General features: G+C 65.2%; 22 protein-coding genes and 1 pseudogene. 11 read left to right on the top strand and 12 right to left on the bottom strand.

Annotation, left to right across the window (positions count from 1 at the left end):
- Window positions 1-52 precede the first annotated feature (52 nt).
- The 4 genes from FJ546_RS27570 to FJ546_RS27555 form a co-directional block, all read right to left on the bottom strand.
- A complete protein-coding gene (locus FJ546_RS27570; protein WP_140892194.1) occupies window positions 53-772 on the bottom strand; it encodes an E3 binding domain-containing protein in 720 nt (239 codons plus the stop codon).
- Window positions 769-1,779 (bottom strand): C-terminal binding protein, encoded by a 1,011-nt coding sequence (locus tag FJ546_RS27565; protein ID WP_140892193.1) that lies wholly within the window; start codon window positions 1,777-1,779, stop codon window positions 769-771. The genes FJ546_RS27570 and FJ546_RS27565 overlap by 4 nt, the downstream gene beginning before the upstream one ends.
- Window positions 1,780-1,813: 34 nt before the next feature.
- Entirely contained in the window at window positions 1,814-4,198 is a 2,385-nt protein-coding gene (locus tag FJ546_RS27560; protein ID WP_246686985.1) for a thiamine pyrophosphate-dependent enzyme, read from the bottom strand.
- Between the two features lie 138 nt (window positions 4,199-4,336).
- A complete protein-coding gene (locus FJ546_RS27555; protein WP_140892191.1) occupies window positions 4,337-5,557 on the bottom strand; it encodes a mandelate racemase/muconate lactonizing enzyme family protein in 1,221 nt (406 codons plus the stop codon).
- Between the two features lie 115 nt (window positions 5,558-5,672).
- On the opposite strand from FJ546_RS27555, the gene FJ546_RS27550 reads away from it, so the two are divergent.
- The 4 genes from FJ546_RS27550 to FJ546_RS27535 are packed head-to-tail and all read left to right on the top strand — an operon-like array spanning window position 5,673 to window position 9,497.
- Window positions 5,673-6,467, top strand: a complete 795-nt coding sequence (locus FJ546_RS27550) for an SDR family oxidoreductase (RefSeq protein ID WP_140892190.1) — start codon at window positions 5,673-5,675, stop codon at window positions 6,465-6,467.
- A 4-nt stretch (window positions 6,468-6,471) separates the two neighbouring features.
- Window positions 6,472-7,317 carry a transketolase gene (locus FJ546_RS27545; RefSeq protein WP_140892189.1) on the top strand — a complete coding sequence of 282 codons (846 nt, stop codon included), beginning with the start codon at window positions 6,472-6,474 and terminating at the stop codon, window positions 7,315-7,317.
- The gene (locus FJ546_RS27540) at window positions 7,317-8,306 is read left to right on the top strand and encodes a transketolase C-terminal domain-containing protein (RefSeq protein WP_140892188.1); all 990 of its coding nucleotides are present in this window, start codon (window positions 7,317-7,319) and stop codon (window positions 8,304-8,306) included. Before FJ546_RS27545 ends, FJ546_RS27540 begins: the two co-directional genes overlap by 1 nt.
- 9 nt (window positions 8,307-8,315) lie before the next feature.
- Window positions 8,316-9,497 (top strand): mandelate racemase/muconate lactonizing enzyme family protein, encoded by a 1,182-nt coding sequence (locus FJ546_RS27535; protein WP_140892187.1) that lies wholly within the window; start codon window positions 8,316-8,318, stop codon window positions 9,495-9,497.
- 4 nt (window positions 9,498-9,501) lie between these two features.
- Here FJ546_RS27535 and FJ546_RS27530 read toward each other — a convergent pair whose 3' ends face one another.
- Window positions 9,502-10,533: a LacI family DNA-binding transcriptional regulator gene (locus FJ546_RS27530; protein WP_246686984.1), complete on the bottom strand. Its 1,032-nt coding sequence runs from the start codon at window positions 10,531-10,533 to the stop codon at window positions 9,502-9,504.
- A gap of 245 nt (window positions 10,534-10,778) precedes the next feature.
- On the opposite strand from FJ546_RS27530, the gene FJ546_RS27525 reads away from it, so the two are divergent.
- Genes FJ546_RS27525 through FJ546_RS27510 form a run of 4 tightly spaced genes read left to right on the top strand, consistent with a single transcriptional unit; the run spans window position 10,779 to window position 15,194 of the window.
- Window positions 10,779-11,789: an ABC transporter permease gene (locus tag FJ546_RS27525; RefSeq protein ID WP_140892185.1), complete on the top strand. Its 1,011-nt coding sequence runs from the start codon at window positions 10,779-10,781 to the stop codon at window positions 11,787-11,789.
- 54 nt (window positions 11,790-11,843) lie between these two features.
- The gene (locus FJ546_RS27520; RefSeq protein WP_140892184.1) at window positions 11,844-12,818 is read left to right on the top strand and encodes a substrate-binding domain-containing protein; all 975 of its coding nucleotides are present in this window, start codon (window positions 11,844-11,846) and stop codon (window positions 12,816-12,818) included.
- Window positions 12,819-12,873: 55 nt separating this feature from the next.
- Window positions 12,874-14,436, top strand: coding sequence for a sugar ABC transporter ATP-binding protein (locus FJ546_RS27515; protein WP_140892183.1), 1,563 nt, complete (start codon window positions 12,874-12,876; stop codon window positions 14,434-14,436).
- Entirely contained in the window at window positions 14,433-15,194 is a 762-nt protein-coding gene (locus tag FJ546_RS27510; RefSeq protein WP_140892182.1) for an SDR family NAD(P)-dependent oxidoreductase, read from the top strand. The genes FJ546_RS27515 and FJ546_RS27510 overlap by 4 nt, the downstream gene beginning before the upstream one ends.
- Before the next feature lie 104 nt (window positions 15,195-15,298).
- Here the strand turns inward: FJ546_RS27510 and FJ546_RS27505 are convergent, their stop codons facing one another.
- From FJ546_RS27505 to FJ546_RS27480, 6 genes are all read right to left on the bottom strand, one after another.
- Window positions 15,299-16,216, bottom strand: a complete 918-nt coding sequence (locus FJ546_RS27505) for an aldose 1-epimerase (RefSeq protein ID WP_140892181.1) — start codon at window positions 16,214-16,216, stop codon at window positions 15,299-15,301.
- The gene (locus tag FJ546_RS27500) at window positions 16,200-16,778 is read right to left on the bottom strand and encodes an SDR family oxidoreductase (protein ID WP_140892180.1); all 579 of its coding nucleotides are present in this window, start codon (window positions 16,776-16,778) and stop codon (window positions 16,200-16,202) included. The genes FJ546_RS27505 and FJ546_RS27500 overlap by 17 nt, the downstream gene beginning before the upstream one ends.
- Before the next feature lie 8 nt (window positions 16,779-16,786).
- Complete coding sequence (locus FJ546_RS27495) at window positions 16,787-17,566, bottom strand: SDR family NAD(P)-dependent oxidoreductase (protein WP_140892179.1); 780 nt, start codon at window positions 17,564-17,566, stop codon at window positions 16,787-16,789.
- Between the two features lie 84 nt (window positions 17,567-17,650).
- On the bottom strand, window positions 17,651-18,646 hold the full coding sequence (locus FJ546_RS27490) for an ABC transporter permease (protein WP_140892178.1): 996 nt from the start codon (window positions 18,644-18,646) through the stop codon (window positions 17,651-17,653).
- Between the two features lie 59 nt (window positions 18,647-18,705).
- On the bottom strand, window positions 18,706-20,244 hold the full coding sequence (locus FJ546_RS27485) for a sugar ABC transporter ATP-binding protein (protein WP_140892263.1): 1,539 nt from the start codon (window positions 20,242-20,244) through the stop codon (window positions 18,706-18,708).
- A 115-nt stretch (window positions 20,245-20,359) separates the two neighbouring features.
- Complete coding sequence (locus tag FJ546_RS27480; protein ID WP_140892177.1) at window positions 20,360-21,322, bottom strand: sugar-binding protein; 963 nt, start codon at window positions 21,320-21,322, stop codon at window positions 20,360-20,362.
- Between the two features lie 606 nt (window positions 21,323-21,928).
- Between FJ546_RS27480 and FJ546_RS27475 the strand changes: the two genes are divergently transcribed.
- The 3 genes and pseudogenes from FJ546_RS27475 to FJ546_RS31770 all read left to right on the top strand — a co-directional run.
- The gene (locus FJ546_RS27475) at window positions 21,929-23,062 is read left to right on the top strand and encodes a LacI family DNA-binding transcriptional regulator (RefSeq protein WP_181168112.1); all 1,134 of its coding nucleotides are present in this window, start codon (window positions 21,929-21,931) and stop codon (window positions 23,060-23,062) included.
- 79 nt (window positions 23,063-23,141) lie between these two features.
- Window positions 23,142-23,270, top strand: coding sequence for a hypothetical protein (locus FJ546_RS31950; protein ID WP_281405664.1), 129 nt, complete (start codon window positions 23,142-23,144; stop codon window positions 23,268-23,270).
- 2 nt (window positions 23,271-23,272) lie between these two features.
- Window positions 23,273-23,537 (top strand): annotated as a pseudogene (locus tag FJ546_RS31770) (integrase); the annotation flags it as partial.
- A 54-nt stretch (window positions 23,538-23,591) separates the two neighbouring features.
- On the opposite strand, the gene FJ546_RS27465 reads toward FJ546_RS31770, so the two are convergent.
- A partial coding sequence (locus tag FJ546_RS27465; RefSeq protein ID WP_181168111.1) for a calcium-binding protein occupies window positions 23,592-24,687 on the bottom strand: 1,096 nt, incomplete at its 5' end.

The raw sequence follows: 24,687 nt of genomic DNA, 5'->3' as shown, positions 1-24,687 counted from the left end.
ATAATAGCTTCCTGCGCCCGAGGCTAGGCAAGGCTGTTGACGATCAACCGTCTCAGACAAAGAGCCGAAGCGGCTGTTCGATCGCCGATTTCAGGGTCGCGAGCCATGCGGCAGCGGTAGCCTCGTCAACGCTTGCCGCGTCTATCGTCAGCAGGCATTCGGCATGGTCGCCCGGCGTGTCGGGCGAAACGGTCAGGCGCATGGCACGGCCCGGCAGAAGCGGCGTCATCACCGGCCTGATGTCGCTGGCCGACAGCAGCCGCAGGGATAGGGTCGCTGGAGTTTCCGTCTCATCCCGGCTGTCGGCCAATGCCGCAAGCCGCATGGCGCGCAGCGATGTCAGCGGCGTTTCGGGGGTCATGGCGAATACGGTTTGCCGGCCTGCCAGTTCCAGCGCCACGGAAGCGCCACCGGACCTGGCTGCCTGCGGCATCGCGACAAATGCTCGACCGGCGGCACGCAGCAGCACGTCGTCGATGGCCAACACATGCCCCGACCTCTCAAGCGCCGCCAGCAGGTCTTGCAGCGCGCCGAGGGCAACGGAAGTGGCAAAGGCGGCGATGCGGGGCGCGGTCGGGGACAGGGCCGCTGCCGGGGCGGCGACATTGGGCGAGACGAGCGGCGCGGCAACCGGAACGAAGGCTTGCACATCGGCGGCCAGGATGCGCCCGCCAGGACCGCTGCCGCGAAGTGTTTCGAGCGGCAGGGAACGCTCGCGCGCCAGGCGGCGGGCATAGGGCGAAACCGCCAGCCGGATCTGCGCGATGTTCATTTCAGATACTCGGAATTCACGCAGTTGGTCAGCCGTCCCTCGGTGAGATAGGCGTGGACCACCTCGATCGATTTCAGCCGGAGGTCGCGCATCGACGCCGGGCTGTAGAAGGCGGCGTGCGGTGTGACGATCAGCCGGTTGGCGATCCAAGGCTCCCGGGCGCGCCATGCGGCGAGCAACGGATGATCGAGATCGCCGGGCTCGCTCGGCAAGACGTCGAGGCCGGCGCCGGCGACGATGCCCTCGCGCATCGCCGCTTCCAGCGCGTCGAGATCGACGATCGGACCGCGCGCGGTGTTGATGAGGACAAGGCCTGGCTTGGCGGCGGCGAAGGCGGACGCGCCAAGCAGCTTGCGGGTCTCCTCGCTGAGCGGCGTATGGACGCTCACCACATCCGCCCGCCCCATCAATTCACGGAGCGAATGGACGCATTCGTAGCCGGTCGACAGGTCGACACCGGACAGAAGATGCGGGTCGTAAAACACCACTTTCATATCGAAGGCGGCGGCGCGACGGGCGGTCGCAAGTCCGATGCGGCCGAGACCGACAATGCCGAAGGTGGCGCCCTTGTGCCGGCGTACCAGCGGCGCCTTGGAAAAATGCCAGCCTTCGGCGCCATGGCTGGAAAGCTCGGCGCCGTAGGCCGATGTGCCGCGCGTCAGCGCCAGCATGAGGCCGATGGCGTGATCGGCGACCTCGGTGGTGCCATAGTCCGGCACGTTGCAAGCCGGAATCTTCCGCGCACCCCAGCCCGCCGTGTCGATGTTGTCGAAGCCGACGCCGGAACGCACCGCTATGCGCGCCTTGGGAAAGGCCGATGGCGCGGCGGCGACATTGTGGGTGGGCGAATAGTTGATGACGGCGTCGACCACCTCGCAGACGGCAGGATCGAGTGCGGCTGCCTTGTCGTTGGTCGAACGGGCGAGGATGAGCTCCATATCGGGATAATGCTGCCGCTCGAGTTCAGCCTCGTCGGCGGCTTGCCAGTTGGTGCACAGGATCTTCATGCCAGCCCCTTCGGATTTCAAGTTCGGTGACGGGTTATTTCTTGATGCCGCCGATGCGGCCGCCCATCGGCACCACGGCGCCGACCGGCTGATCGATGGCGTTGAGCGTGCCGCTGACCGGCGCCTCGATCTCGACCACGGCCTTGTCGGTCTCGATCTCGGCGATCAGTTCGCCTTCCTTGACCTGATCACCGACCGCCTTCAGCCATTTGACGACGGTGCCTTCGCTGACGGTGAGATCGCCGAACGGCATTGTGACCGGCTCGTCGTCGCTGGGAGCGGCAGCCGCTGAAGCGGCGGGCAAAGATCTGGCTGGAGCAGGCGTTGGCTTAGCCGGCGCAGCACTCTTCAGGCCGACCGTGTACCAATGGTCCGGCACCGGCGGTTGGCCTGATATGACGTCGCGCACGCCCTGGGCGATGCGCGCCGTGTCGACCAGCATGGCGCGCTCCAGCACCGGCGCGAAGGGATGCGAGGTCGGCGCGGTATGCAGCCTTCCCGGTGGGGCGTCGAGCTCGTCGAAGGCGAGCTCGTTGATGGCCTGGGCGATCTCGCCGCCAAGGCCGCACATCGCCCAGGCTTCGTCGACGATGAGCAGGCGATGGGTCTTTCGCACGCTGGCGACGATGGTGTCGATGTCGAGCGGCATGATGGTGCGGGGATCGATCACCTCCGCCTCGATGCCTTCGGCGGCGAGCGCCTCGGCTGCCTCCAGCGCGCGCTGCACCATCTGGCCGGCGGCAACGATGGTGATGTCGGTGCCTGCCCGCGCAGTGCGCGCGACGCCGAAAGGCACAAAATGCTCGCCGACCGGCACCTCGCCCTTGGAGGCGAACAGCACCTTGGGCTCAAGCATGATGACCGGATCGCCGGCCCTGAGCGCGGTCTTCATCAAGCCCTTGGCATCGGCAGGGGTCGACGGCACGCAGACGATAAGGCCCGGCATATGGGCAAAGACCGGATGATAGATGCCACTGTGATGCGGCCCGGAGCTGCGCAGCGCGCCGGCGCCGACGCGCACCACCATTGGCGCGCTCATCAGGCCGCTGGTCATGTAGCGCAGCTTGGCCGCCTGCAGGAAGATCTGGCCGGCGGTTTCGAAGGCGAAGTCGGCGAACATCAGGTCCGAGACGGTGCGCGCACCGGTGGCCGAGGCGCCGACGGCAGCGGCGGTGAAACCCTGCTCGGAGATCGGCGTGTCGACCATGCGCTCGGCGCCGAATTCCTGCCAGAGGTTTTTGGTGTGAGCGAAACTGCCGCCGCGCTCGCCGGTGCCCTCGCCGAAATAGAGGATCGCCGGATTGGCGCGCATTTCCTCGGCGATGCCGTCGCGCACGGCCTCGAGCCATCCCTGCGTGCGGGTCTCGCCGACGGCTCGCCAAGCCAAGGCGGCGGGTGGATTGATCGGATCGGCAAAGACATGCAGGCGCACCGTCGCCGGATCGGGCTCGGCCGAGTTGCGGGCGAAGTTCAGCGCCTCCTCGACCAGCTTCTCGATCCGTGCCTCTATTGCCGCGAGCGCCTCGGCATCGGCGATGCCATAGCCCTCGATCAGTTTCTTGCGGAACAAGTCGATGGGGTCGCGCCTGATCCAGGCGTCGAGTTCCTCCTGCGTGCGATAAGTGCCGATGACCGGATCGCCCTCATGGTGACCGACGGTGCGGTAGGTCTTGGCCTCGATCAGCGTCGGCCCCTTGCCGGAACGGGCGCGCTCGGTGGCCTCCTTCATCGCCAGCCAGACGGCGAAGACGTCGTTGCCGTCGACCGCGACCCCAGGCATGCCGTAGGAGGCGGCCTTGGTGGCAATCTCTGGGTTCAGCGTGATCGACTTCAGCGGCGTAGCGGTGGCGTAGAGGTTGTTCTCGCAGATGAAGACCGCCGGCGCCCGCTGCACGGCGGCGAAGTTGAGCGCCTCGTGGAAGCCGCCATGGTTGGCGGCGCCATCGCCGAAGAAGGCGACGCCGATGTCGTCGCGGCCCTGCTGGCGGGCGCCCATGCCGATGCCGACAGCATGGCCGATGCCGGCGGCGACGATGCCGTTGGTGCCGAACAGGCCGACCGAGCGGTCGTAGAGATGCATGGTGCCGCCACGGCCGCCGCAAATGCCGTCAACCTTGCCGAACAGCTCGGCCATCACCCGGCCGGGATTGGCGCCCTTGGCCAGCGCGTGGCCGTGGCCGCGATGGGTCGATGTCACCCAGTCGGTTGGCCGCAGATGCGCGCAGACGCCGACGCCCGTCGCCTCCTCGCCGATATAGAGATGCAGGAAGCCGGGTGTTTCGCCCTTGCGGCAGGCGATCTGGGCGATGCTTTCGAAACGGCGCAACAGCACCATGCGTTCGAACAGATCGAGCAGGATTTTTGGATCGGGCAGGTTTGGAGCGCCCTTGAAATCGTCGCGTGCGCGCGCCGCAGACATTGCCACCAAAGCCTCCCTGAAATGCGTCCGACGCCGGGCGACAGAGCACCGGCGGCGAGCTTGTTGGCCGCTCGCTTCGGCGCATCATAGATTATAATAGCATAATGTCTACTGGCTTCGGACTGAGCCGTGCGATGGCTAGAGTCTGGTGATCCGAACGGTCGCGTCGGGCCGCTGAAACAGCTCCGGCCGCAGGCTGAGACCCAGCCCCGGACCTTCGAGCGGCGCGACGTGACCGTCCTTGACAGGCGGAATGTCGGCGACGATCTCGGTGTACCAGCCGGTGAAATACGCGCGCACCGCCTCCTGGTAGTTGACGTTCGGCAAGGTCGCCGACAGCGCGCAACTGGCGGCATAGACGATCGGCCCGGTGCAATCGTGCAAGGTGACAGGCAGTTCGCTGGCCTCGGCCATGTTGGCGATCTTGCGCGCTTCGGAGAGGCCGCCGCACCAGGCGAGATCGATCATGATCACGCTGGCCGCGCGCTTGTCGATCAGCTGCTTGAACATCTGCCGCGAGGCGAGCCGCTCGCTGGCCGCGATCGGTATTGATATATGGCGGGCAAGCTCGGCCATGGCGTCGAGCTCGTTGTAGCGGATCGGCTCCTCCAACCAGGCGACGTCATAGGCTTTCAGCGCCTCGGCGATGCGCAGCACCGGCGGCAAGGTCCACAGTCCGTGCAGCTCGACCATGATTTCCATGTCGCGGCCGACAGCGTCGCGGATTTTCTGGAAAGGTTCCAATGCCTTGTCCAGATCGGCCAGCGAAACGCGCGTGCCATTCGATGCCTCGGCGGCGATGTCGAACGGCCAGATCTTCATCGCGCCGATGCCTTCCGACTTCAGGCTCCTGGCGAGATCGCCGGCATTGTAGCGCCAGGCGAGCAGGTCCTCGTACGGGCCTTCGCTGGAATCGCCAGGCTTGAGCGACCAGTCCTCGCCGCGCTCGAACAGGGCGTTCCTCTTGGTGGCACGGACATGCTTGTAGCCGGCGCAGGTGTTGTAGATCGGCACGCTCTTGTGGGTGCGCCCGCCAAGCAGCCGCCAGACCGGCTCGCCGAGCGCCTGGCCGTAGATATCCCACAGTGCGATGTTGACGGCGGAGTTGCCGCGCAGCTCGGCGCCGGAATCGCGGGCGCCGACATAGACGCTGCCCAGCATACGATCGTGCAGTTCGATGTCGCGCGGATCCTTGCCGAGGAGATAGGACGCGACATTGTCATGGATGTAGGCGGCGACCGGCCCCGGCGCCCAGAACGTCTCGCCGGTGCCGATCAGGCCGGCATCGGTGTGGACGCGCAGCCAGAACAGGAAGGGGAATTCCGCCAGCTGCAGCGTCTCAAGCGCGACGACTTTCATTGTTCTCTCCCCATTGCAGCGACCATGCGGTCGACGAGACAATAGCACATCGCCGTTGACAGCCATTTATGGTACCGGTATCAATCGCGTCAAGATGGCCACCGGGAGAGTTTTCTTGCCAGCCGAAAATCACAGCACGCCGCCACGAAGGGCACTTGTCACCGGTGCCGCCGGCGGCCTCGGTCGCGAGGTAGCGATCCAGCTGGCGCGGCGCGGCTGTGTCGTCGCGGTCACTGACATCAATGGCGAGGGGCTCGCTGAAACCGCCAGGCAGATCGGCGAAGCTGGCGCGAAAAGCGAGAGCATCGTCAGCGACTTCACCGGGGAAGGCGCGCCGGAGGCGGTGGTGGAGAAAGTGGTCGCGCGCTGGGGCGGCATCGACATCCTCGTCAACAATGCCGGCTATGGCGTGATCGAGCCCTTCCTCAACGCCACCTTCAAGGCCTGGACGCGCACGCTGGCGCTCAATGTCACGGCCCTTGCGATGGCCTGCAAGGCCGCTGGGCGGGTGATGCGCGAGCAGCGTTCGGGGCGCATCATCAACATCACCTCGCCGGGTTCGCGCATGGCGCTGCCCGACTATACCGCCTACACGGCGAGCAAGGCCGGGGTCGATTCCATTACCCGCGCCGCAGCGGTGGCGCTGGCGCCCTATGGTGTGCTGGTCAACAGCCTGGCACCGGGCATGATGGACACCGAAATGCAGCGCTCGACCGAGGTCGACCTGGCCCGTGCCAATGGCCGCAGCGACCTGCAGGCCTTCCTCGACGAGCGCACCCGCCGCATCCCGCTCGGCCGCCGCGCCGAGATCGCGGAAGTCGCTGAAGCCGTCGTCTGGCTCTGTCTCGATGCGCCGAAATACATGACCGCCGAGCGGCTCAACATGTCGGGCGGGCTCGACAAGGACTGATCGGATGCTGCGAAACTCCCCACCCGGCAGCGCCGATATCGGCGCGCTCGAACGCAAGGCGATACAATTGCGTCGTCACATGCTGACCATGGCGCGCGGCCAGGGCCAGGGGTATATCGGCCAGGGCCTCGGCATCGCCGATGTGCTGGCCGCGCTCTACTTCCACGAACTGCGCTACGACCCGCACAATCTGGCGTGGGCGGACCGCGACCGCTTCCTGCTATCGACCGGGCATTATTCGATCGCGCTTTGGGCGGCGCTGGCCGAGGCGGGCATCATCCCGGTCGAGGAACTTGCCACCTATGGCGCCGACAACAGCCGGCTGGAAATGTCGGCGCTCGACACGACGCCCGGTGTCGAGGTCATCGGCGGCTCGCTCGGCCATGGCCTGGGGCAAGGCGTCGGCCAGGCGCTGGGCCTGCGCATCGACAAATCCGAGGCGCGCGTCTTCGTCGAACTGTCCGATGGCGAAATGCAGGAAGGCTCGACCTGGGAAGCGGCGATGTCGGCCAGCCATTTCAAGCTGGACGGGCTGGTGGCGCTGGTCGACTGCAACGGCATCCAGGCCGACGGGCCTGTCGTGCTCGACATGGAGCCGGTGGCCGACAAATGGCGCGCCTTCGGCTGGCAGACATCGGAGATCGACGGCAACGACATGAAAGCGGTGGTCGGCGCGCTGGCCGATGCGCGCGAGCGCAGCGGCAAGCCGAAGGCGATCGTGCTGCGCACGCTGCCTGGCAAGGGCGTGCCGCGCATCGAAGGCTCCGAGAAATCGCATTTCTTCCGCATCGACTTGGCGCAATGGGACGGCATCATCGCCGAGTTCGAAAAGACCGTGGGAGCAGGCTAATGAGCGGCGCGGCGACGGAGGCTGGCCGCACGCTGGCCATGGGTCAGGACGAAGCGGTTGGCGGTGGCCGGCAAAGCGTGGAGGCGCCGTTTGGCAAGGCGCTGACGCGGCTCGGCCACAGCCGTCCCGACATTGTCGGGCTGACCGCCGACCTCGGCAAATACACCGACATCCTGCCGTTCCGTGACGCTTTCCCGGACCGCTTCTTCAATGTCGGCATGGCCGAGCAGAACCTGGTCGCTGTAGCCGCCGGGCTGGCGCGTACCGGCAAGGTGCCGTTCGCCACCACCTATGGCGTGTTCGCGACAAGGCGGGCCTATGATTTCGTCGCCATCGCACTCGCCCACTCCAACCTTAACGTCAAGATCGTCGCCGGCCTGCCGGGGTTGACCACCGGCTATGGCGGCACGCATCAGGCGACCGAGGATCTGGCACTGATGCGCATGATCCCCGGCCTGACCATCATCGACCCCTGTGACGCGACCGAGACCGAAGCGGCGACCGAAGCGATCGCAGAGCGTCGCGGGCCGGTCTACATGCGGCTGCTGCGCGGTTCAGTACCTGTGGTATTTGAAGCCGGCTATCGTTTCGAAATCGGCAAGGCGCGGCAAGTCCGCGACGGTTCCGATGTCGGCATCATCTCGACCGGCTTCATGACGGAGCGGGCACTGGATGCGGCGGACGCCTTGCGAAAACAAGGCATCTCCGCCGGCGTGCTGCACGTGCCGACCATCAAACCGTTCGACGCCGAGGCGGTGGCCGCGTTCGCGGCTAGCGTCAGCCACATCGTCACCGCGGAAAACCATGTTGTCGTCGGCGGCCTGGCCAGCCTCGTCGTCGAGACCTTGTTCGACGCCGGCATTGCGAAGAAAGTCACGCGCATCGGCTTGCCCGACCGTTACATCGAATGCGGCGCGGTGCCGACCCTGCAAGCGAAATACGGCCTGACATCAGAGGCTGTCATCGCCGCGATCATAGCCCTGGCTTAGGACGACCGCATGAAAATCACCGAAATCGAGACCTTTGCCGTCGGTGCCGGCTGGAAGAATTGGCTGTTCGTCAAAGTCCATACCGACAAGGGCATCCATGGGATTGGCGAAGGCACGCTGAACGGCTTCATCAAGACCACCGAAGCCGGCGTGCACGAGCTCAAGCATCTCGCCATCGGCCAGGACCCGCGCCGCATCAATGCGCTGGCCAAGCGCATGCTGGACAGTGTCTCGCTCGACGGCGGCCATATCCACCGCACGGTGATCGCGGCGGTCGAGGTTGCCTGCTGGGACATTCTGGGCAAGAGCCTCGGCGTGCCGATCCACCAGTTGCTCGGCGGCCAGGTGCGCGACAGCGTGCTCGGCTACGCCAATGGCTGGTACCGCACCGAGCGCACGCCGGAGGCCTTCCTCGAAGCCGCCAAGGCGGTCCTGGCGAAAGGTTTCAAGGCGTTCAAGCTCGACCCGTTCGGCACCGCGCAAGGTTTTATCTCGCGCGAGGAATTGGAGCTTTCCTACGCGATCTGCCGAAAATTGCGTGATGAACTGCCTCGCGACACGCTGATCCTGATCGACGTGCATGCGCGCTTCACCGAGATCGCCGCCCTGCAGGCCGCGCAGAAATTCGCCGATCTCGACATCTTCTGGTGGGAGGAGCCGACCTCGCGCGACCGGCAAGACACGGTGCACGAAGTGGCGCATCGATCACCGATCCCGGTGGCGACCGGCGAAATGTACGACACGGTCGGGCAATTCTACACGCTGGCCGCCGGTGGGGGCGTCAACATCTTCCAGCCCGAACCGATGTCGCTCGGCGGCATTGCGCCGTCCATGCAGGTGGCCAACCTCGCGCTTGCGCATGGCAGCCACATCGCCCCGCACCAGAGCGGCGGACCGGTGGCGACGGCGGTGTGCCTGCAGCTGGCGGCCGCGGTGCCGAACTTCCTCATCCAGGAGCACTTCGACGCTTTCAACGACCCGTGGACGCGCGATCTCGTGACCTGGCACCCGACCGTCAACCCGGCCAATGGCCATCTGTCGCTGCCCGGCGCGCCAGGGCTCGGCATCGATCTCAACATCGAGGCGATCAAGAACCACCCTTACGATCCCAACGCCTATCTCAACGTCCACGCGGAGGGCTGGGAAAAGCGCCTCGGTCAGCGGGAAGAGACGGGGCGGCGTGGCCTCTAGTCCGTCACGCGCTTTCGCGATCGACGATCTCGAAGCCGAGGCTGGTGATGGTCGGCACCTTGGTGTCGCCGCCGAGTCTTGCCAGCAATTGCCGCACCGCACGGCGGCCCATCTCGTAGCGGTTGACCTTCACCGTGGTCAGCGGCGGATAGAGCTGCGCGGCGAGATCCATATCGCCATAGCCAGCGATGGCGATCCTGCCCGGCACGGCCCAGCGCCGGCGGTGGCATTCCTGCACGGCGCCGACCGCGAGCGTGTCGCTGGAAAAGAAGATGGCATCGATATCCCGGTGGCGGGAGGTCAGCGTCACCAGCGCCTCGGCACCGCCCTGCGCGGTGATCGGCACTTCGACCTCCATATCGGCATGGTTCTTGATGCCGAGCTCCGTCAGGGCGGCATGGTAGCCGGTGCGGCGCTGCCGCAGGCGGTCATTGCCGTGGATCGGCGTCGAGACGAAGCCGATGCGCTTGTAGCCCTTGGCTGCCAGATGCATGGTCATGGCATAGGCGGTCTCGAAGTTGGAGATGCCGACCACCATGTCGATCGGCTTGCGCCCCTTGATTTCGGAAATTTCGACCACCGGGGCGCCGCTGCTCTTCAGCAAGGCACGCGCCGCTTCGCTTTGCACGAAGCTCTGCAGGATCATGCCGACCGGGCGCCAGCCGAGCAGGTTGCGGATCGACTTCTCCTCGGCCTCCTGCGTGAACTCGCCTTGCACCAAGAGCATCGAATAGCCGCTCTCATGGCATTCGTCGGACATGCCTTGCACCTGTTCGGCAATGCCCGAATTGATCAGCGGCGGCACCACCGTGCCGATCATGCGGCCGTTGCCGCGCATGCTGGACGCAAGCCGGTTGGGTACGAAGCCGGCCTGTTCGATCGCCTCCAGCACCTTGGCGCGCGTCTCCGGCGAGACCATGTCGGGATTGGACAGCGCGCGCGACACCGTCATCGGCGCCACGCCGACCCGCTTGGCGATCTCGCGGACGCCGAGGCGTTGCGGCTTCTTCTCGCCCGCCGGCGGCTTGTCGACCATCACCATGCTCCAAGAAAGCGCTATCCACCAAGGCAATGTCCTGCGGATCACGCCGAAACGTCCATTCATAGCGGTTGCCGCGAGTGCTTTCCAGCGATGGACCGCAGCTATGCACCGCCGGAAAATTTCATCGTTGACAAGTTATAATATTATAATCTTAATGGCCGAGAGGAGCGCGCCTGGATCGGCGCGGGCGCATGGGCCGGCCGCAAGAGCCGGCAACGGTCGCTGCCAGGGAGGTCGGGATGAACAGCGCGGCTCAGGTGAGCTCGCCGCCCAGGGACGCGCGATCGTTCCGGCGGCGATTGATCGGCTTGATTGCCGTCGGCGAGGTCGGCGTGCTGGCGGCCATGGCTTTGCTGATCGCCTTCTTCTGGCTGCTCGAGCCGGCCTTCCTGTCGGAGCGCAACATCCGCGCCATTCTCAACGTCGTCTCCTTTGTCGGCATCATCGCCATCGGCCAGACCATTCTGCTGGTCGCCGGCGAGTTCGACCTGTCGGTCGGCTCGGTGGCTGGTCTCTCCGCCGTGGTCGCCGCCAAGCTGATGACCGCGGCCGCCCTGCCGGTGAGCGTCGGCATTCTCGGCGGCATCGGCGTCGGCGCGCTGATCGGCCTCCTCAACGGCCTGATCGTCGTCAGGCTGGGCATCCCTGCCTTCATCCAGACGCTCGGCATGCTGTTCATCGGCCAGGGCCTGATCCAGGTGGTGACGGGCGGCTATCCGGTCTATCCGCTGCCCGAGGCGATCAACACCATTGGCGGCACCGATCTCGCCTTCGGTCTCGGCTGGAGCTTCGCCTTCTTCATCGTCGCCGCCCTCCTTGCCGACTTCGTGCTGCGGCGCACCGTGCTCGGGCGCAACATGTATGCCACCGGCGGCAACAAGGAAGTGGCGCATCTCGTCGGTATCAACACCAGCGCCTACAAGATCGGCGCCTTCATCACCGTCGGCGCGCTGTCGGCGATCGCCGGCATGTTCGTCATGGCCGATCTCGGCAGCGGCGGCACTTCGATCGGCAGCGGCTGGGAACTGACGGTCATCGCCGGCGTCGTGGTCGGTGGCGTCAGCCTCTTCGGCGGCGCCGGCACGGTGGCCGGCGGCGTCGTCGGCATCCTGATGCTGAAGGTGGTGCAGAGCGGCCTCGTCGTCATTGGCGTCAACTCCAACTGGCAGCAGATCGCGGTCGGCGTGATCATGGTCATGGCTGTCGGCCTCGACATAGTGCGCCGCCGCTACTTCATCGCCGGCGCCTGAGAGGCCGCGGATATTGCGCCGGCAAAAATGCCGGCGAACCAAGGGAGGTAAGGCATGAAAACCCATTTGAAAAAGCGGCTGATCCGAACCGCATTGGTGGCGGCGGCACTCGCCACCTCGCTCGGCTCGGCGAGCCTGGCACGGGCGGCGGACATTCACCTGCTCTGGGTGCAGGCGATGAAGGATCACCCGGTGCATCGGCTGATGCAGGCGGGCTTCCTCAGCAAATGCAAGGAACTCGGCTACACCTGCGAGGTGGTCGGCGACCCAAGCGCCACCAACTGGGATATTCCGGCGACCTTGCCGCTTGCCGAGGCCGCCCTTGCCCGCACCAAATACAACGCGATCGGGGTCTACGGTCCCGATCCGGCCATCTATTCCTACATCTCCAAGCTGGCCAAGGAAGGCTTCCCGATCGTCACCTGGCACGTCCTGCCGCCCGAAGGGACCGTCAACGGCCTGAAAGCGGCAACGGGAGAGAACATCGCCGAAGCGGGAACCAATGCCGCGATCGCGATCGGCGACAAGCTCGGCGGCAAGGGCACCGTGGCGTTGACGCAGGGCGCTTCCAACGACACCGAAAACGCCATGTCGGATGCCTTCCGCAAGACCATCGCGGCGAAATATCCCGGCATCAAGGTGCTCGACACTCAGATGGAAGGCTTTGAACCGTCGGCGGCCGAGGCAAAAGCGGTAGCGATCCTGCAGGGCAATCCCGATGTGACCGCCGCCTTCGGCACCACCGGCAACAGCATCCAGACCTGGTCGGGCGCCGCCCGCAAGGCCGGACGCGACGTCGTCATCGTCGGCATGGACTATATCAGGCAGAATCTCGATCTGGTGAAATCCGGCGCCGCCTACGGCATCGTCGCGCAGCCGCTCTATGAAGAAAGCGCCAAGGTCGCCGAACTTCTCGGTGATCTCGCCCAGGGCAAGACCGTGCCCTACAGCAATCCGCTGCCGGCAAAGGTGATCACCGCAGCTGATCTGGACCCCTATTACAAGATGCTGGATAGCGCCGGCCAGTAACACCTGCCGCCGGGCCCGCGCCTTGCAGGCCCGGCGCTTTCCGAAGGGATGCGTCTTGTCGATCATCACCCCAGCGCCGCTGTTTTCGGCCACCGCCATCGCCAAGAATTTCGGCGGCGTGCAGGCGCTGCGCGGCGTCGATTTCGATGTCGTGGCCGGCGAGATCCACGCCTTGCTCGGCCAGAACGGCGCCGGCAAGTCGACGCTGGTCAAGATCCTCAACGGCGTGCACCCGGCCGGTTCCTACACCGGCATGATCCAGCTCGACGGCCGGCCCGTCAGCTTCGCTTCGCCGGCCGATGCACGATCGAACGGCGTCGGTTACGTGCCGCAGGAAATCGAGGTGCTCGAACAGCTGTCGGTCGCCGAGAATGTCTTTGCCGGCCGCACCGGGCTGGGCACAGGCATGCTGGTCCATCAGCGCAAGCTCGAGCAGCGGGCCGGCGAAATCTTTGCCGACCTCGGCATCGACATCAACCCCAGGGCCTATGTCGCGTCGCTGACCTCGGCGCAGCGTCATCTGGTGATGATTGCGCGTGCCATCGTGCTGAAGCCACGCGTGCTGATGCTGGACGAGCCGACGGCCTCGCTCTCCGGCACCGAGGTCGATGCGCTGTTCGCCGTGCTGCGTCGCCTGAAGGCGCAAGGCGTGGCGATGATCTACATCACCCACCGCCTGCCCGAGGTGCTGGCCATCTGCGACCGCGCCACGGTGCTGCGCGACGGGCAGGTGGCGGTACGGGTCGCGCGCGAGGATTTCGATGCCGAGACCTTCATCTTCTCGATGTCGGGTCAAAGGCTGCAGCGGCTGTTTCCCGAACACGCGGCGCCCGTCGGCGCGCCGACGGCGCTGGAGGTTCGCCATCTCACGGTCGCCGGCCACAGCGGCGCGGTCCATGGCGCCAGGGATATCAATCTCTGCGTGGCGGCGGGCGAAATCGTCGGGCTGGCAGGGCTGCTGGGCTCCGGCCGCAGCGAAATCCTGCACGGCATCTATGGCCGCGTTCCAGCCGACGGCGAAATCCGCGTCGCCGGCCAAAGCGTGTCGATCAAATCGCCCAGGAATGCCCGCGCGGCCGGCATTGCGCTGCTGACCGAGGATCGCAAGCGCGACGGCCTGCTGTTCAACCTGCCGGTCGGCGCCAACATCACCATCGGCAATCTCGCGCCGCTGTCGCGGCATGGCATGGTGCGCGGCGGACTGGAGCGAAGCTCCATCCTCACCGCCATGCGCGCGCTCAACGTCAAGGCGTCCTCGCCGCAGGCTTCGGTCACCCATCTGTCGGGCGGCAACCAGCAAAAGCTGCTGTTCGCCCGTGTGCTGATGCGGGCACCGAAAGTGCTGCTGCTCGACGAGCCGACCAAGGGCGTCGACGCGGCGACCCGGCATGAAATCTACCGGCTTGTGGTTGAGCTCGCCGAGAAAGGCGTAGGTTTGCTGATCGTCGCTTCCGAATTGGAAGAGCTGATTGGCCTTTGCGACCGCTGCCTCGTGGTCGTCGACGGGCGCATCGTCGACGAATTTGGCCGCGGCGAAGGCGGCGAGGATCGCGTGCTGCGCTCGGTGACGGCGGCGCAAGCCGAACGCCACGCCATCGCTTCACAGGCCTCAGCATGATGTTCGCCGGCAAACGCGTCTTCGTCACAGGGGCTGCCACAGGCATTGGCCGGGCGACCGCGGAGTACCTCGCCGACGAGGGCGCCAGGGTTTTCGGCGCCGGATTGGACAGCGAAGAGGGCAAGGCCCTTGCCGGCCGCTATGACAAGAGCCAGTTGATCTTTCGCGAGTGCGATCTCACCCGCGAAGCGGAGGTTCAGTCGGCGGTGACGGCAGCCACCGAACGGCTTGGCGGGCTCGACGCCGTCGTCAACTGCGCCGGCATCTACCCCACCGGCAAGCGGCTTGAAAACGTTTCCGACGCGGAGTGGGAAAAAACCATCGCCGTCAACCTCACAGCCATTTTCCGCGTCTGCCGCGCGACCTTGCCGCTGCTGCGCGCGGCCGGCGGCGGCTCGATCGTCAACATCGCGTCCGTGCACGCCGATGCCACGGTTCCCGGCGTGCCCGCCTATGCCGCGACGAAGGCGGCGGTCGTCGGCCTGTCGCGGCAGATGGCGCTCGACTATGCCGTCGACCGCATCCGCGTCAACGCCGTGCTGGTCGGCTCGGTCGCCACCCGCATGACGCTGGACGGGCTGGAAGCGGCCGGCGGCGCCGAAGCGCTGGGCCTGTCCTTCGAGCCCAACAGGATCGCCCGCATCGCCAACCCTTCGGAGATCGCCAGCGCGATCGGCTTCCTGATCTCCGACGCCGCATCCTTCGTCACCGGCAGCGCCATGCAAGTGGATGGCGGCCTGCTGGCGCGGCTTCTCTAGGGCTCAAGCGCAATCGGCTGGTCACTGAATATCCAATTATCCTACCCCTTCAGTTTGCCGCGCGCAGGCGCTAGCCTACCGGGCACGGAATTCCGCAGCCATGGCTAGCGGGGGCAGGCCCCGGCCTCAAGCGCAAAGGGCGTGAAACAGACGGTGCCGGCGGCACTTTCGCCTTGGGCGAGGACGATGACGCCCTCATCCGGATCATCCCATCGGCCGCGGTTGAAGGCGCCGGAGGCGTTGGTCTGCGGCTCGACGCAGAAATATGGCTTTGCCGGATCGGCGTAAAGCATCAGGTGCTTGAAGATCGGGTCGGCCGCCCTCATGCGCAGTCCCGCGCCGCGTGCCGGGAAGCGCAGCGTCGCCTCGCCGCCCCAGCCGCCATAGTCGTTGTTGCGCCAGCCGCCCGGCAGGGATCTGCCTTCGGCAAAGTCGAGTTCGGGCGGCAAGGTGACGGGATCGCCCGAAATGCCATCGGGCTCTTCGAGATAGAAGCGTTCGGCCTTGAACTGCACCGTCACGTCCGGATCGCGATCGAACCAGGGATGCAAACCAAAACCGAACGGCAGGGCGACTGAACCGGTATTGGTCAGCGTCATGGTCACGCTCAGTCCCTCGTCCGAAACCGCGAAAGCCTGGGTCGCGCGGTAGGAATGGGGCTCGGCTCCGGCGGCGATGTCCAGCGACAGGGTTGCGTTGGCGGGACCTGACCCGGTGACCGTCCAGGCGTGTTGCCAACCGCTGCCATGGACGTTGAATTTTTCGGGCGGATTGTTGGGCAGGACCTGCCAGCGTCTAGCCCCGAAGTCGAAGGCGTTGCCGGCGATGCGGTTGGCATAGGGCGTCATCGGAAACATGGCGACGCCAAGCACATTGCCGGATTTGCGGTCACCTTCCGAGAGCCGGCGCATGAGATCGATGCCGCGCCAGCGCAACGCGCTCACGCTGCCGCCGATCTGCGGCACCAGGGCGACTTCGAGCGCTCCCGATCCGATGCTCAGCAATTCAGAAATTGCGGGCATAGCCTGCCGTCCAGCCACCGTCGACGCCCAGCATCTGGCCCGTCGTGTAGGTGTTGAGCGGATCGCAGAAGAACAGCACGGCCGCGACCGCTTCCTCGATGCAGCCGGCGCGGCCGACCGGTGTGTGGCTGAGCATCGCCTTGTCGCCCGAGACCATGGTTTCGTCCGCGACCGCGCCGAAGCCGACGGCATTGACCAGCACCTTCGGCCCGAACTCCATGGCCAGCGCACGCATGCCGGCCAGAATCGCCGCGTTCTCGATGGAAAAGCGCGGATGTCGGCGCATCGGCATGCCGGCGGTGGCCGAGATCAGGAAGATGATGCGCCCGCCGCCGCGCTCGGCCATGGCCACGGCCGCCCTGCGCGCATCGGCGTGCTGGCGGCGTGGATCCTGCATCGTCGTTCCCGGGCGCAGCGGATTGGACATCAGCAGGATGTCGGCGGCATCCCCGGCTTCGACAACCGTGCCGCCATTGGCACGCAGCGCGGCAAGCACGGCGTCGACGATCGGGTTAGTCTCGCCATCGAGGGCCACAGCGGCGCCGTTGAGATCGATTTCCATCGCGCCACTCACATCATGTATCCCGCCGTCCAGCCGCCATCGACGGCCAGCACCTGGCCGTTGACGTAGCTGGCGGCCGGCGAGGCAAGAAACAGCACCGCCTCGGCGATCTCCCGCGGCTCGGCCGGGCGGCCGAGCGGCACATGGGCCAGGAATTCCTGCGTACGGCCGGCGAACTTGCCGTCATCGCCGTAAAACAGCTTGGCGGTCAGCGCCGTCATCACCGAACCCGGGGCGACCGCGTTGGTCAGGATGCCCTTGGCGCCGAGTTCGATCGCCATCGACCGCGTCAGATGGATGATGCCGGCCTTGGCGGCGACGAACGGGCTCTGCAGGCGCATGGCGGCAAGGCCGACGACCGAGGCAATGTTGACGATGCGCCCGCCCCTGCCGGCGGCGAGCATGGGGGCCAGTGCCGCGCGGCTCATAATGTAAAGGCCGTCGAGATCGATGCCGGTGATGCGGTCCCATTCCTCGGCCGGGAATTCGTCGATTGTGACACGATGCGCCAGCGTGTTGACGCCGGCATTGTTGATGAGGATGTCGAGGCGGCCGTAACGCCGCATGATCGCGGCGATCGCGCTGTCGACCGATGCGGCATCACGGATGTCGGTGGCGCAGGCCATGGCATCGATCAAGCCGGCCGCGACCTGGCTTGCGCCCTCGCCGTTGATGTCGGCGACGACGACCGCGGCGCCATTGTCGGACAGGCGTCTGGCGATGGAACTGCCTATGGCGCCCCCCGCTCCCGTGACCAGCGCCACCTTGCCTCGCAAATCGCAGCGCATGTCCCGCACACCCCCGAGCAATACCGGGTTATGCTATTATAATATCTACACAAGTCGGGCAAGCGGCAGCGTTGCCCCGCGCGATTATTCCGCCGGCGCGCCGGCAACGTTCTTGCGGGCGGCATCGACCATCAGCCGCCGTGCGCGGAACACGCCCCATTGCTGGTCGACGAGCACGCCGATGAGAATGACGCCGCCCATGACCGCGAAGTTGAGGGAGGACGGGATGCCGAGCAGATTGACGAGGTTCTGCAGTTCCTGCAGCAGCACGGTCCCGAGGATGACGCCGATCAGCGAGCCTTCGCCGCCGCGCAGCGAGAAGCCGCCGAGCACGGCGGCGGCAATGGCGTAGAGTTCATAGAACTGGCCGTGGCTGGCCGGCGAGATCGAGCGCGTGTACATGGCGAAATAGATCGCCGACAGCGCCGTCAGCACACCGCAGATGACATAGGCGGCCATGACGATGCGGCCGGTGCGGATGCCGGAATATTTCGCCGCCTCCTCATTCTTGCCGATGGCGTAGAGATAGCGGCCGAACACCGAACGGTGCAGCACCACCCACATGACGATGGCGATGGCGATCAGCGCGATGAAGCTGTTCGGCACGCCCCAGGAGCGGCCCGCTGTGAGGAATTCGAGCTCGGGGAAATTCTGGCCGAAGGCGAAGCCGGCGGTGCCGTCGGCGGTGTAGAAGCGGGCGACGCCGCGGTAGATCAAGAGGCCGCACAAGGTAACGACGAAGGGTTGCAGCTTCAGCTTGGTGATCAGCCAGCCATGCACCAGGCCGATGATGGCGCCAAGCGCGATGATCAGCACGAAGGCCAGCGGCCAGTCCAGTTCGCGCACGGCGATGAAGTCGATGAAAAGCGTTCCCAGCAGCGCCACCACCGAGCCGACCGACAGCTCGATGCCGCCGGTGATGATGACGAAGGCCTGGCCGATGGAAAGAATCCCGAACAGGCCGATCAGGTTCGAGGTGTTGGCAAGGTTGATCGGCAAGAGGAAGCGCGGATTGATGATGGCCACGACTGCCCCGACCACCAGGATCAGGATCAGCAGGCCGAGATCTTTCTTGCTCATAGTCTTCTCCCCAATGCCTGCCTGAGCAGGTTGCGCGGTCTCGCGACCCCGGCGCAAAACTATTTCGGCTGCTTGCCCACCGCCAGCAGCAGCACGTTTTCCTGGCTGAACTGGTCCTTGTCGAGAATGCCCGAGATCTGGCCCTCATGCATGACGGCGATGCGGTCGGACACGCCGATCACCTCCTCCATGTCGCTGGAGATCATCAGCACGGCGACGCCGGCATCGGCCAGCGCGCGCATCAGCCCGTAGATTTCCGCCTTGGCGCCGATGTCGATGCCGCGCGTCGGCTCGTCGAGGATCATCACCTTCGGGTTCATGGCCAGCCACTTGCCGAGCACGACCTTCTGCTGGTTGCCGCCCGACAGCGTGCCGGTGCGCGTCTGCACCGACGGCGCCTTGATGCCGAGATTTTTCTTCTGTTTCTCGGCGGTTGCCGTTTCGGCGCTTGCCGAGACCAGCGAGCGCCTGGCATGTGCCGGCAGATTGGGCAGCGAAATGTTCTGTGCGATCGAAAGGTCAAGCAGGATGCCGGTCAGCTTGCGGTCTTCCGGCACCAGGAAAATGCCGTGCGCGACGGCATCGGCCGCCGACCCCAGCGCAAGCGTCTTGCCGTCGAGCTCGAGCGTGCCGCCAAGGCTGCCGTCGATGCCGAAGAAGACGCGGGCCAGCTCGGTGCGGCCGGAGCCGACAAGGCCGGCAAGGCCGAGGATCTCGCCACGCCGGACATCGAGGTCGACCGGCCGGCTGGGATAGGTGGGGGTGCGGATGGCCTTGGCCGCAAGTGCCGTGGCGCCGGGTGCCCGCGCGGCCTCGGAGGCCTTTTCGCGTTCCTTCAGCATGCGGCCGATCATCAGCTTGACCATCTGGTCGTGATTGATGTCGCGCTTGCCCAGCGTGCCGGCCAGCATGCCGTCGCGCAGCACGACGACGCGGTCGGCGACGCGCTCGACCTCGTGCAGGCGGTGCGAAATGAAGATGACGCTGATGCCGTCGGCCTTCAGCGCCTTGATGACGTCGAGCAGTTTGTCGGTCTCGGCGAGCGGCAGGCTCGATGTCGGCTCGTCGAGTATGACCAGCCTTGCCTTGATCGACAGCGCCTTGGCGATCTCGACCATCTGCTGCTGCGCCAGCGACAGGTCGGCGACCTGCGCATCGGCGGAGAAATTGGCGCCGACGCGCTTCAACAGCGGCGCCACCATCTCGCGCAGCTTCGAGCGGTCGACGAGTTTCAGCGGCCCGGCGCGCAGCGGTTCGCGGCCGAAGAAGATGTTGGCGGCGACGTCGAGATTTTCGAACAGGTTGAGTTCCTGGTGGACGAAGGCGATGCCGGAGCCCAGGCTGCCCTCGACGGTCAAGCTGCTGTGCGCTGTGCCGTCGACGGTGATCGTGCCGGTGTCCGGCGTGGTGACGCCGCCGAGGATCTTCATCAAGGTCGACTTGCCGGCGCCGTTCTCGCCGACGAGGCCGATGACCTCGCCCGGCCTGACCTCCATGGAGAAGCCATCCAGCGCGACAACGCCCGGATAGGTCTTGCGCACGCTCTCGAGGCTGAGGAACGGCGTCGTCGCTGCGATGGATGTATCGGAATAGTTCATCATGCCTGACAGCAGTTAGCGGGCCGGCCTTCCGGCAGACTGACGGTCCTCGAAGGGTTCGTCAATGCGCGCAGCCGGCTCAAGCGAAGTTGAGCCGGCTGAACTGCCTGTGGTCTTACTTTCCGGACATCGCCTTCAGGTTGGCGGCGTAGGCGTCGACATCATCCTTGCCGATGATCTTGGTCGGGATGATGATGAGGTTGCCGGCCGGGATGCCCGACTTGTCGCCCTTGAGATAGGCAGCCATCAGCTTCATGCCCTGATAGGCCCATTCGAAGGGCTGCTGCACGACGGTGGCGGCAACGGTGCCTTCCTTGACGCCGCCCAGCGTGATCGGATCGTCATCGAAGCCGACGACCGTGATCTGGCCGAGCTTGCCGGCATCGCGCAGCGCTTCATAGATGCGCGGCGTGTTGTAGGAATAGAAGCCGACCATGCAGGTGACGTCGGGGCTGGCGACCAGCGCGTCCTCGACATTCTTCTTGGCACGCGCCTGGTCGATATCGTCGCCGCGCACGTCGACGAGCTCGATCTTGGTGCCGGCCAAACCGTCCTTCATGCCCTGGATGCGCTCCTTGGCATTGTCGGCGCCGAGCAGGCCGACGAAGCCGAGGCACTTGCCGCCATTGGGCATGGCCTTCTTGGCGATTTCGGCCGCCTGCTTGCCGGCGTCGACATTGGACGAGCCGATATAGGCGACGCGCTTGGTCTGCGGTGCGTCGCTGTCGGTGGTGAACAGCGCGGTTTGCGAGGCGATCTTGTTCAGGCCATCGGTCGAGGTCTTGGGATCGACGGCCGAAACCATGATGCCCTTGACGCCGGCCGTCACCAGATCATCCATCAGCCGCTGCTGGATGGCGACCGAGGATTGCTCGGGATATTTGAGTTCGAGATTGTAGTCGGGCAGTTCGCCCTGCGCCTTCTTGACGCCGGCTTCGGCCGCTTTCCAGAAATCGGAAGCGCCGTTGACGACGAAAGCCAGTGTCGGCTTGTCGTCGGCGCGCGCGATGGCCGTCGCCGTCAGGCCGACAACCAGGGCCGCGGCGGCCACGGATGCATTGCGTATCAAGGACTTCATGTTCAACCTCCCGTTTGGGTCCAGCCTTCGGGCTGGACCGTCTTGCTCACTAGAATTGCCTGCTCACCTGAATTTGCCGTTTGCGGCTTGGATACCCCTCCTCCTCAGGGTGTCCCGGCACTCAAAGGAATGGCCTCGTTCCAGCCACGGTCACGGACTTTAGAGACTCATTCTTCGTTCGTAAATAGTCCGATTTGTCTGACATATCACATATCCGAGACAGAGCTTGCGGAGGCAACCCCCGCTCGCCATCGGGCCATCGACGTTCGCTTTCCCGCCGCCCCGGAACCCAGCAAGGCCAGGCGCGACGGATTGACGTTACAGTGCATTTTTGTATTAGTAAACAGTATTAGTTTTCAGCCAATATCCAAGCACGGATGGCACCGCCGCGAACGGCGCGCCAACGAACCCATGCCTTGGCCGCATGGAGCCAAAAAGCCATGCAGTCCTTGCTTTCGCTGCACATAAGGAGCCTGATGATCGATGGACCGCGCGGCTACTAATAGATATAACCGATGCGGCTGCTTCTATAAATCGACGCCGCTGAGCCATCTTGTCGGGCCGGCAGGCGGCCGCTAAACAGGCTGAATTGGGGACAGGACTGCCATGAGCGAGACGACGGATCCGGTTACCGAGACGGTAAAGCGCCGCAAGGCGCCGGCCAAGCCCAAGGGGCGGGTCACCATGACCGACATCGCGCGGGCGGCCGGCTGCTCGCAGGCGACGGTTTCCTTCGTGCTCAACAATTCGCCCGGGATCAAGCTGTCGCAGCAGACCCGCGAGCGGGTGATCGAGGCCGCGAGGGCGCTGGGCTACAGCGCGCCCGCCTTCTCGGCGCTGCGCAACCCCGTTGCCGCCTTTGACGGGCCCGCTTTTAATGGGCCCGCTTTTGATGGGCTTGACGGGGTGATCGGCTTTGCCGTCGACCAGCTGGCGACCAGCCCTGAGGCGGTGGTGGCGATCGAAGGCGCGCGCCAGGCTTCTTGGAATGCCGGCAACGTGCTTCTGGTGGCGCAGACCATGGGCGACGCCGTGATGGAGCCGCGCGCCATACAGGCACTGACCCGGCGGGGCATTTCGGCGCTGATCTACATGACCATCTTCACCCGCGAGATCACCGCGCCCGACTTCCTCTACAGCCTCGACATTCCGGTGATCCTGCTCAATTGCTACACGGCCGACTACGCCTTCCCCGCCGTGGTGCCGTCCGAGATCGCCGGCGGCCAGAATTCGACAAGGCATCTGATCAGCCACGGCCACCGCCGCATCGCCACCATCACCGGCGAGCCGTGGATGCAGGCCGCGCAGGACCGGCTCAAAGGCTACCGGCGCGCGCTCGCCACCGCCGACATCCCTTTCGACCCGGAGCTGGTGGTCGAAGGCGACTGGTCGGCAAGTGCCGGCTATGCCGCGACGGTGAAGCTGCTGGCGCTCAAAGACCGCCCGACCGCCATCTTCTGCCAGAACGACCGCACCGCGATCGGCTGCTACGAGGCGCTGAAGGAAGCCGGCCTGCACATTCCCCAGGACATCTCCGTCGTCGGCTATGACGACGAGGAAATCGCCCGGCACCTCTTTCCGCCGCTGACCACCTCGATCCTGCCGCATATGGCGATGGGCCAATGGGCGATCGAACAGCTCGAGGCGCCAACGGCGCCCGGACAGGGGCGCTATCCCATCACCAAGCTGGAGTGCCCGCTCGTGGAGCGGGAGAGCGTACGTGCGGTGGCGGGAGGCTGAGGCAAGGCCGAGCATGCCGTTGCGCGGAGCGGCCGGCTCTCGGAGGCTTGGAACTGGGTTCGCGCCGGAAGGTGAGACCATGGCGGCAAAAGTCCTCGCGATCCTCGTGGCGATCTACACCGTCGGCGCCCTGGCGAAGTTCGGCTTCTTTTTCGTGCTCACCCACCGCCGACGCCGCGACGCGCTCGACCGGGAAGCAGCAGGGTGAACAGCGTGTCCGCGCGCCTTGGGTTCACTGAGGCAACCATCGCCGCTTTGGTTGGACACTCACGCGGCTCGATGACCAGCCGCTACATCCAAACTGTGGACACTGCGCTCATCATGGCGGCCGACAGCATCGCTGGCTACATTTAGGGTCTGTTGGATGGTTCCGCGCTCACTCACACTCGATCGCCAATCCAGGAAGGCGGCACTCGCTCACTTCCTGGGCGAGCCGACACCGGGAGGAAGCACTAATGAACGCTCGGCGGTATGATTGGGCTTCTTCCTACCGCACATCCCGGCCGATGCCGCCGATTTTTCATTTTCCTCAAACCACGAAGAAATCGGCGTTGGTGAGCGCGAGGTTTGCGGCCAGCGTGGCAAAATGGGTTGAGCCGCCCGCCACACTGCCGTTGCTGTCATAGCTGAGCCAGCCGGTGTCGGTTTCGTAGATGATGTGATCGTTGTCGTCGCCGGCAAGACCGGTGGTGTTCTTGATGAACTGGTCCGCGGTCAGCGTGCCGTTGCCGCCAAGCGCAGCAAAGATCGCATTATCGACCCATATGGTGTCGTCGGCCACCGAGAAGTCGGTGATGGTATCGACATTGGTCAAGGCGTTGAGCGCGGTGGTGAAGACGAAACTATCGTTGCCCTGCGCGCCGCTCAGCGTGTCGTTGCCACCAAGGCCATTGATGATGTTGTTGCCGCTGTTGCCGCCGATGACGTTGGCAATCGAATTGCCGGTGCCGTTGATCGAAGCCGAGCTACGCAGCTGCAGGTTCTCCAGCTCCTGGCCGGACAGGTTGAAGCTGACGTAGGCCTGCACATTGTCGGTGCCCTGGCCAGCCACATCGACCACGCGGTCACCGGCATTGTCGACATAATAGGTGTCGTTGCCCTGTGCGCCACTCATCGTGTCGGCGCCGCCAAGGCCGTCGATGATGTTGTTGCCGCTGTTGCCGCCGATGACGTTGGCAACCGAATTGCCGATGCCGTTGATGTTCGCTGCACTGCGCAGCTGCAGGTTTTCCAGCTCCTGGCCGGACAGGTTGAAGCTGACATAGGCCTGTACGTTGTCAGTGCCCTGGCCGATCACCTCGATGACATGGTCGCCGGCATTGTCCACATAATAGGTGTCGTTACCGAGGCCGCCCTGCATGGTATCGGCTCCGCCCTTACCATCCAGCGTGTCGTTGCCGCCGAGCCCGATCAGCGTGTTGATGCCAGCATTGCCAGTGACGATGTTGGCAATGGAATTGCCGGTGCCGTTGATGGATGCCGCGCCGGTCAGGGTCAGGTTCTCCAACTCCTGGCCGGAGAGATTGAAGGAAACGGAACTGAAGACTTTGTCGGTGCCCTGGCCGGTCACGTCTATGACTTTGTCGCCGATATTGTCGACATAGTAGGTGTCGTTGCCGAGGCCG

This window comes from Mesorhizobium sp. B2-4-19 (assembly GCF_006441315.1).
Taxonomy (GTDB): Bacteria; Pseudomonadota; Alphaproteobacteria; order Rhizobiales; family Rhizobiaceae; genus Mesorhizobium.
The sequence above is the reverse complement of the archived record's forward strand: the minus strand, read 5'-3'. Positions and strand labels throughout refer to the sequence as shown.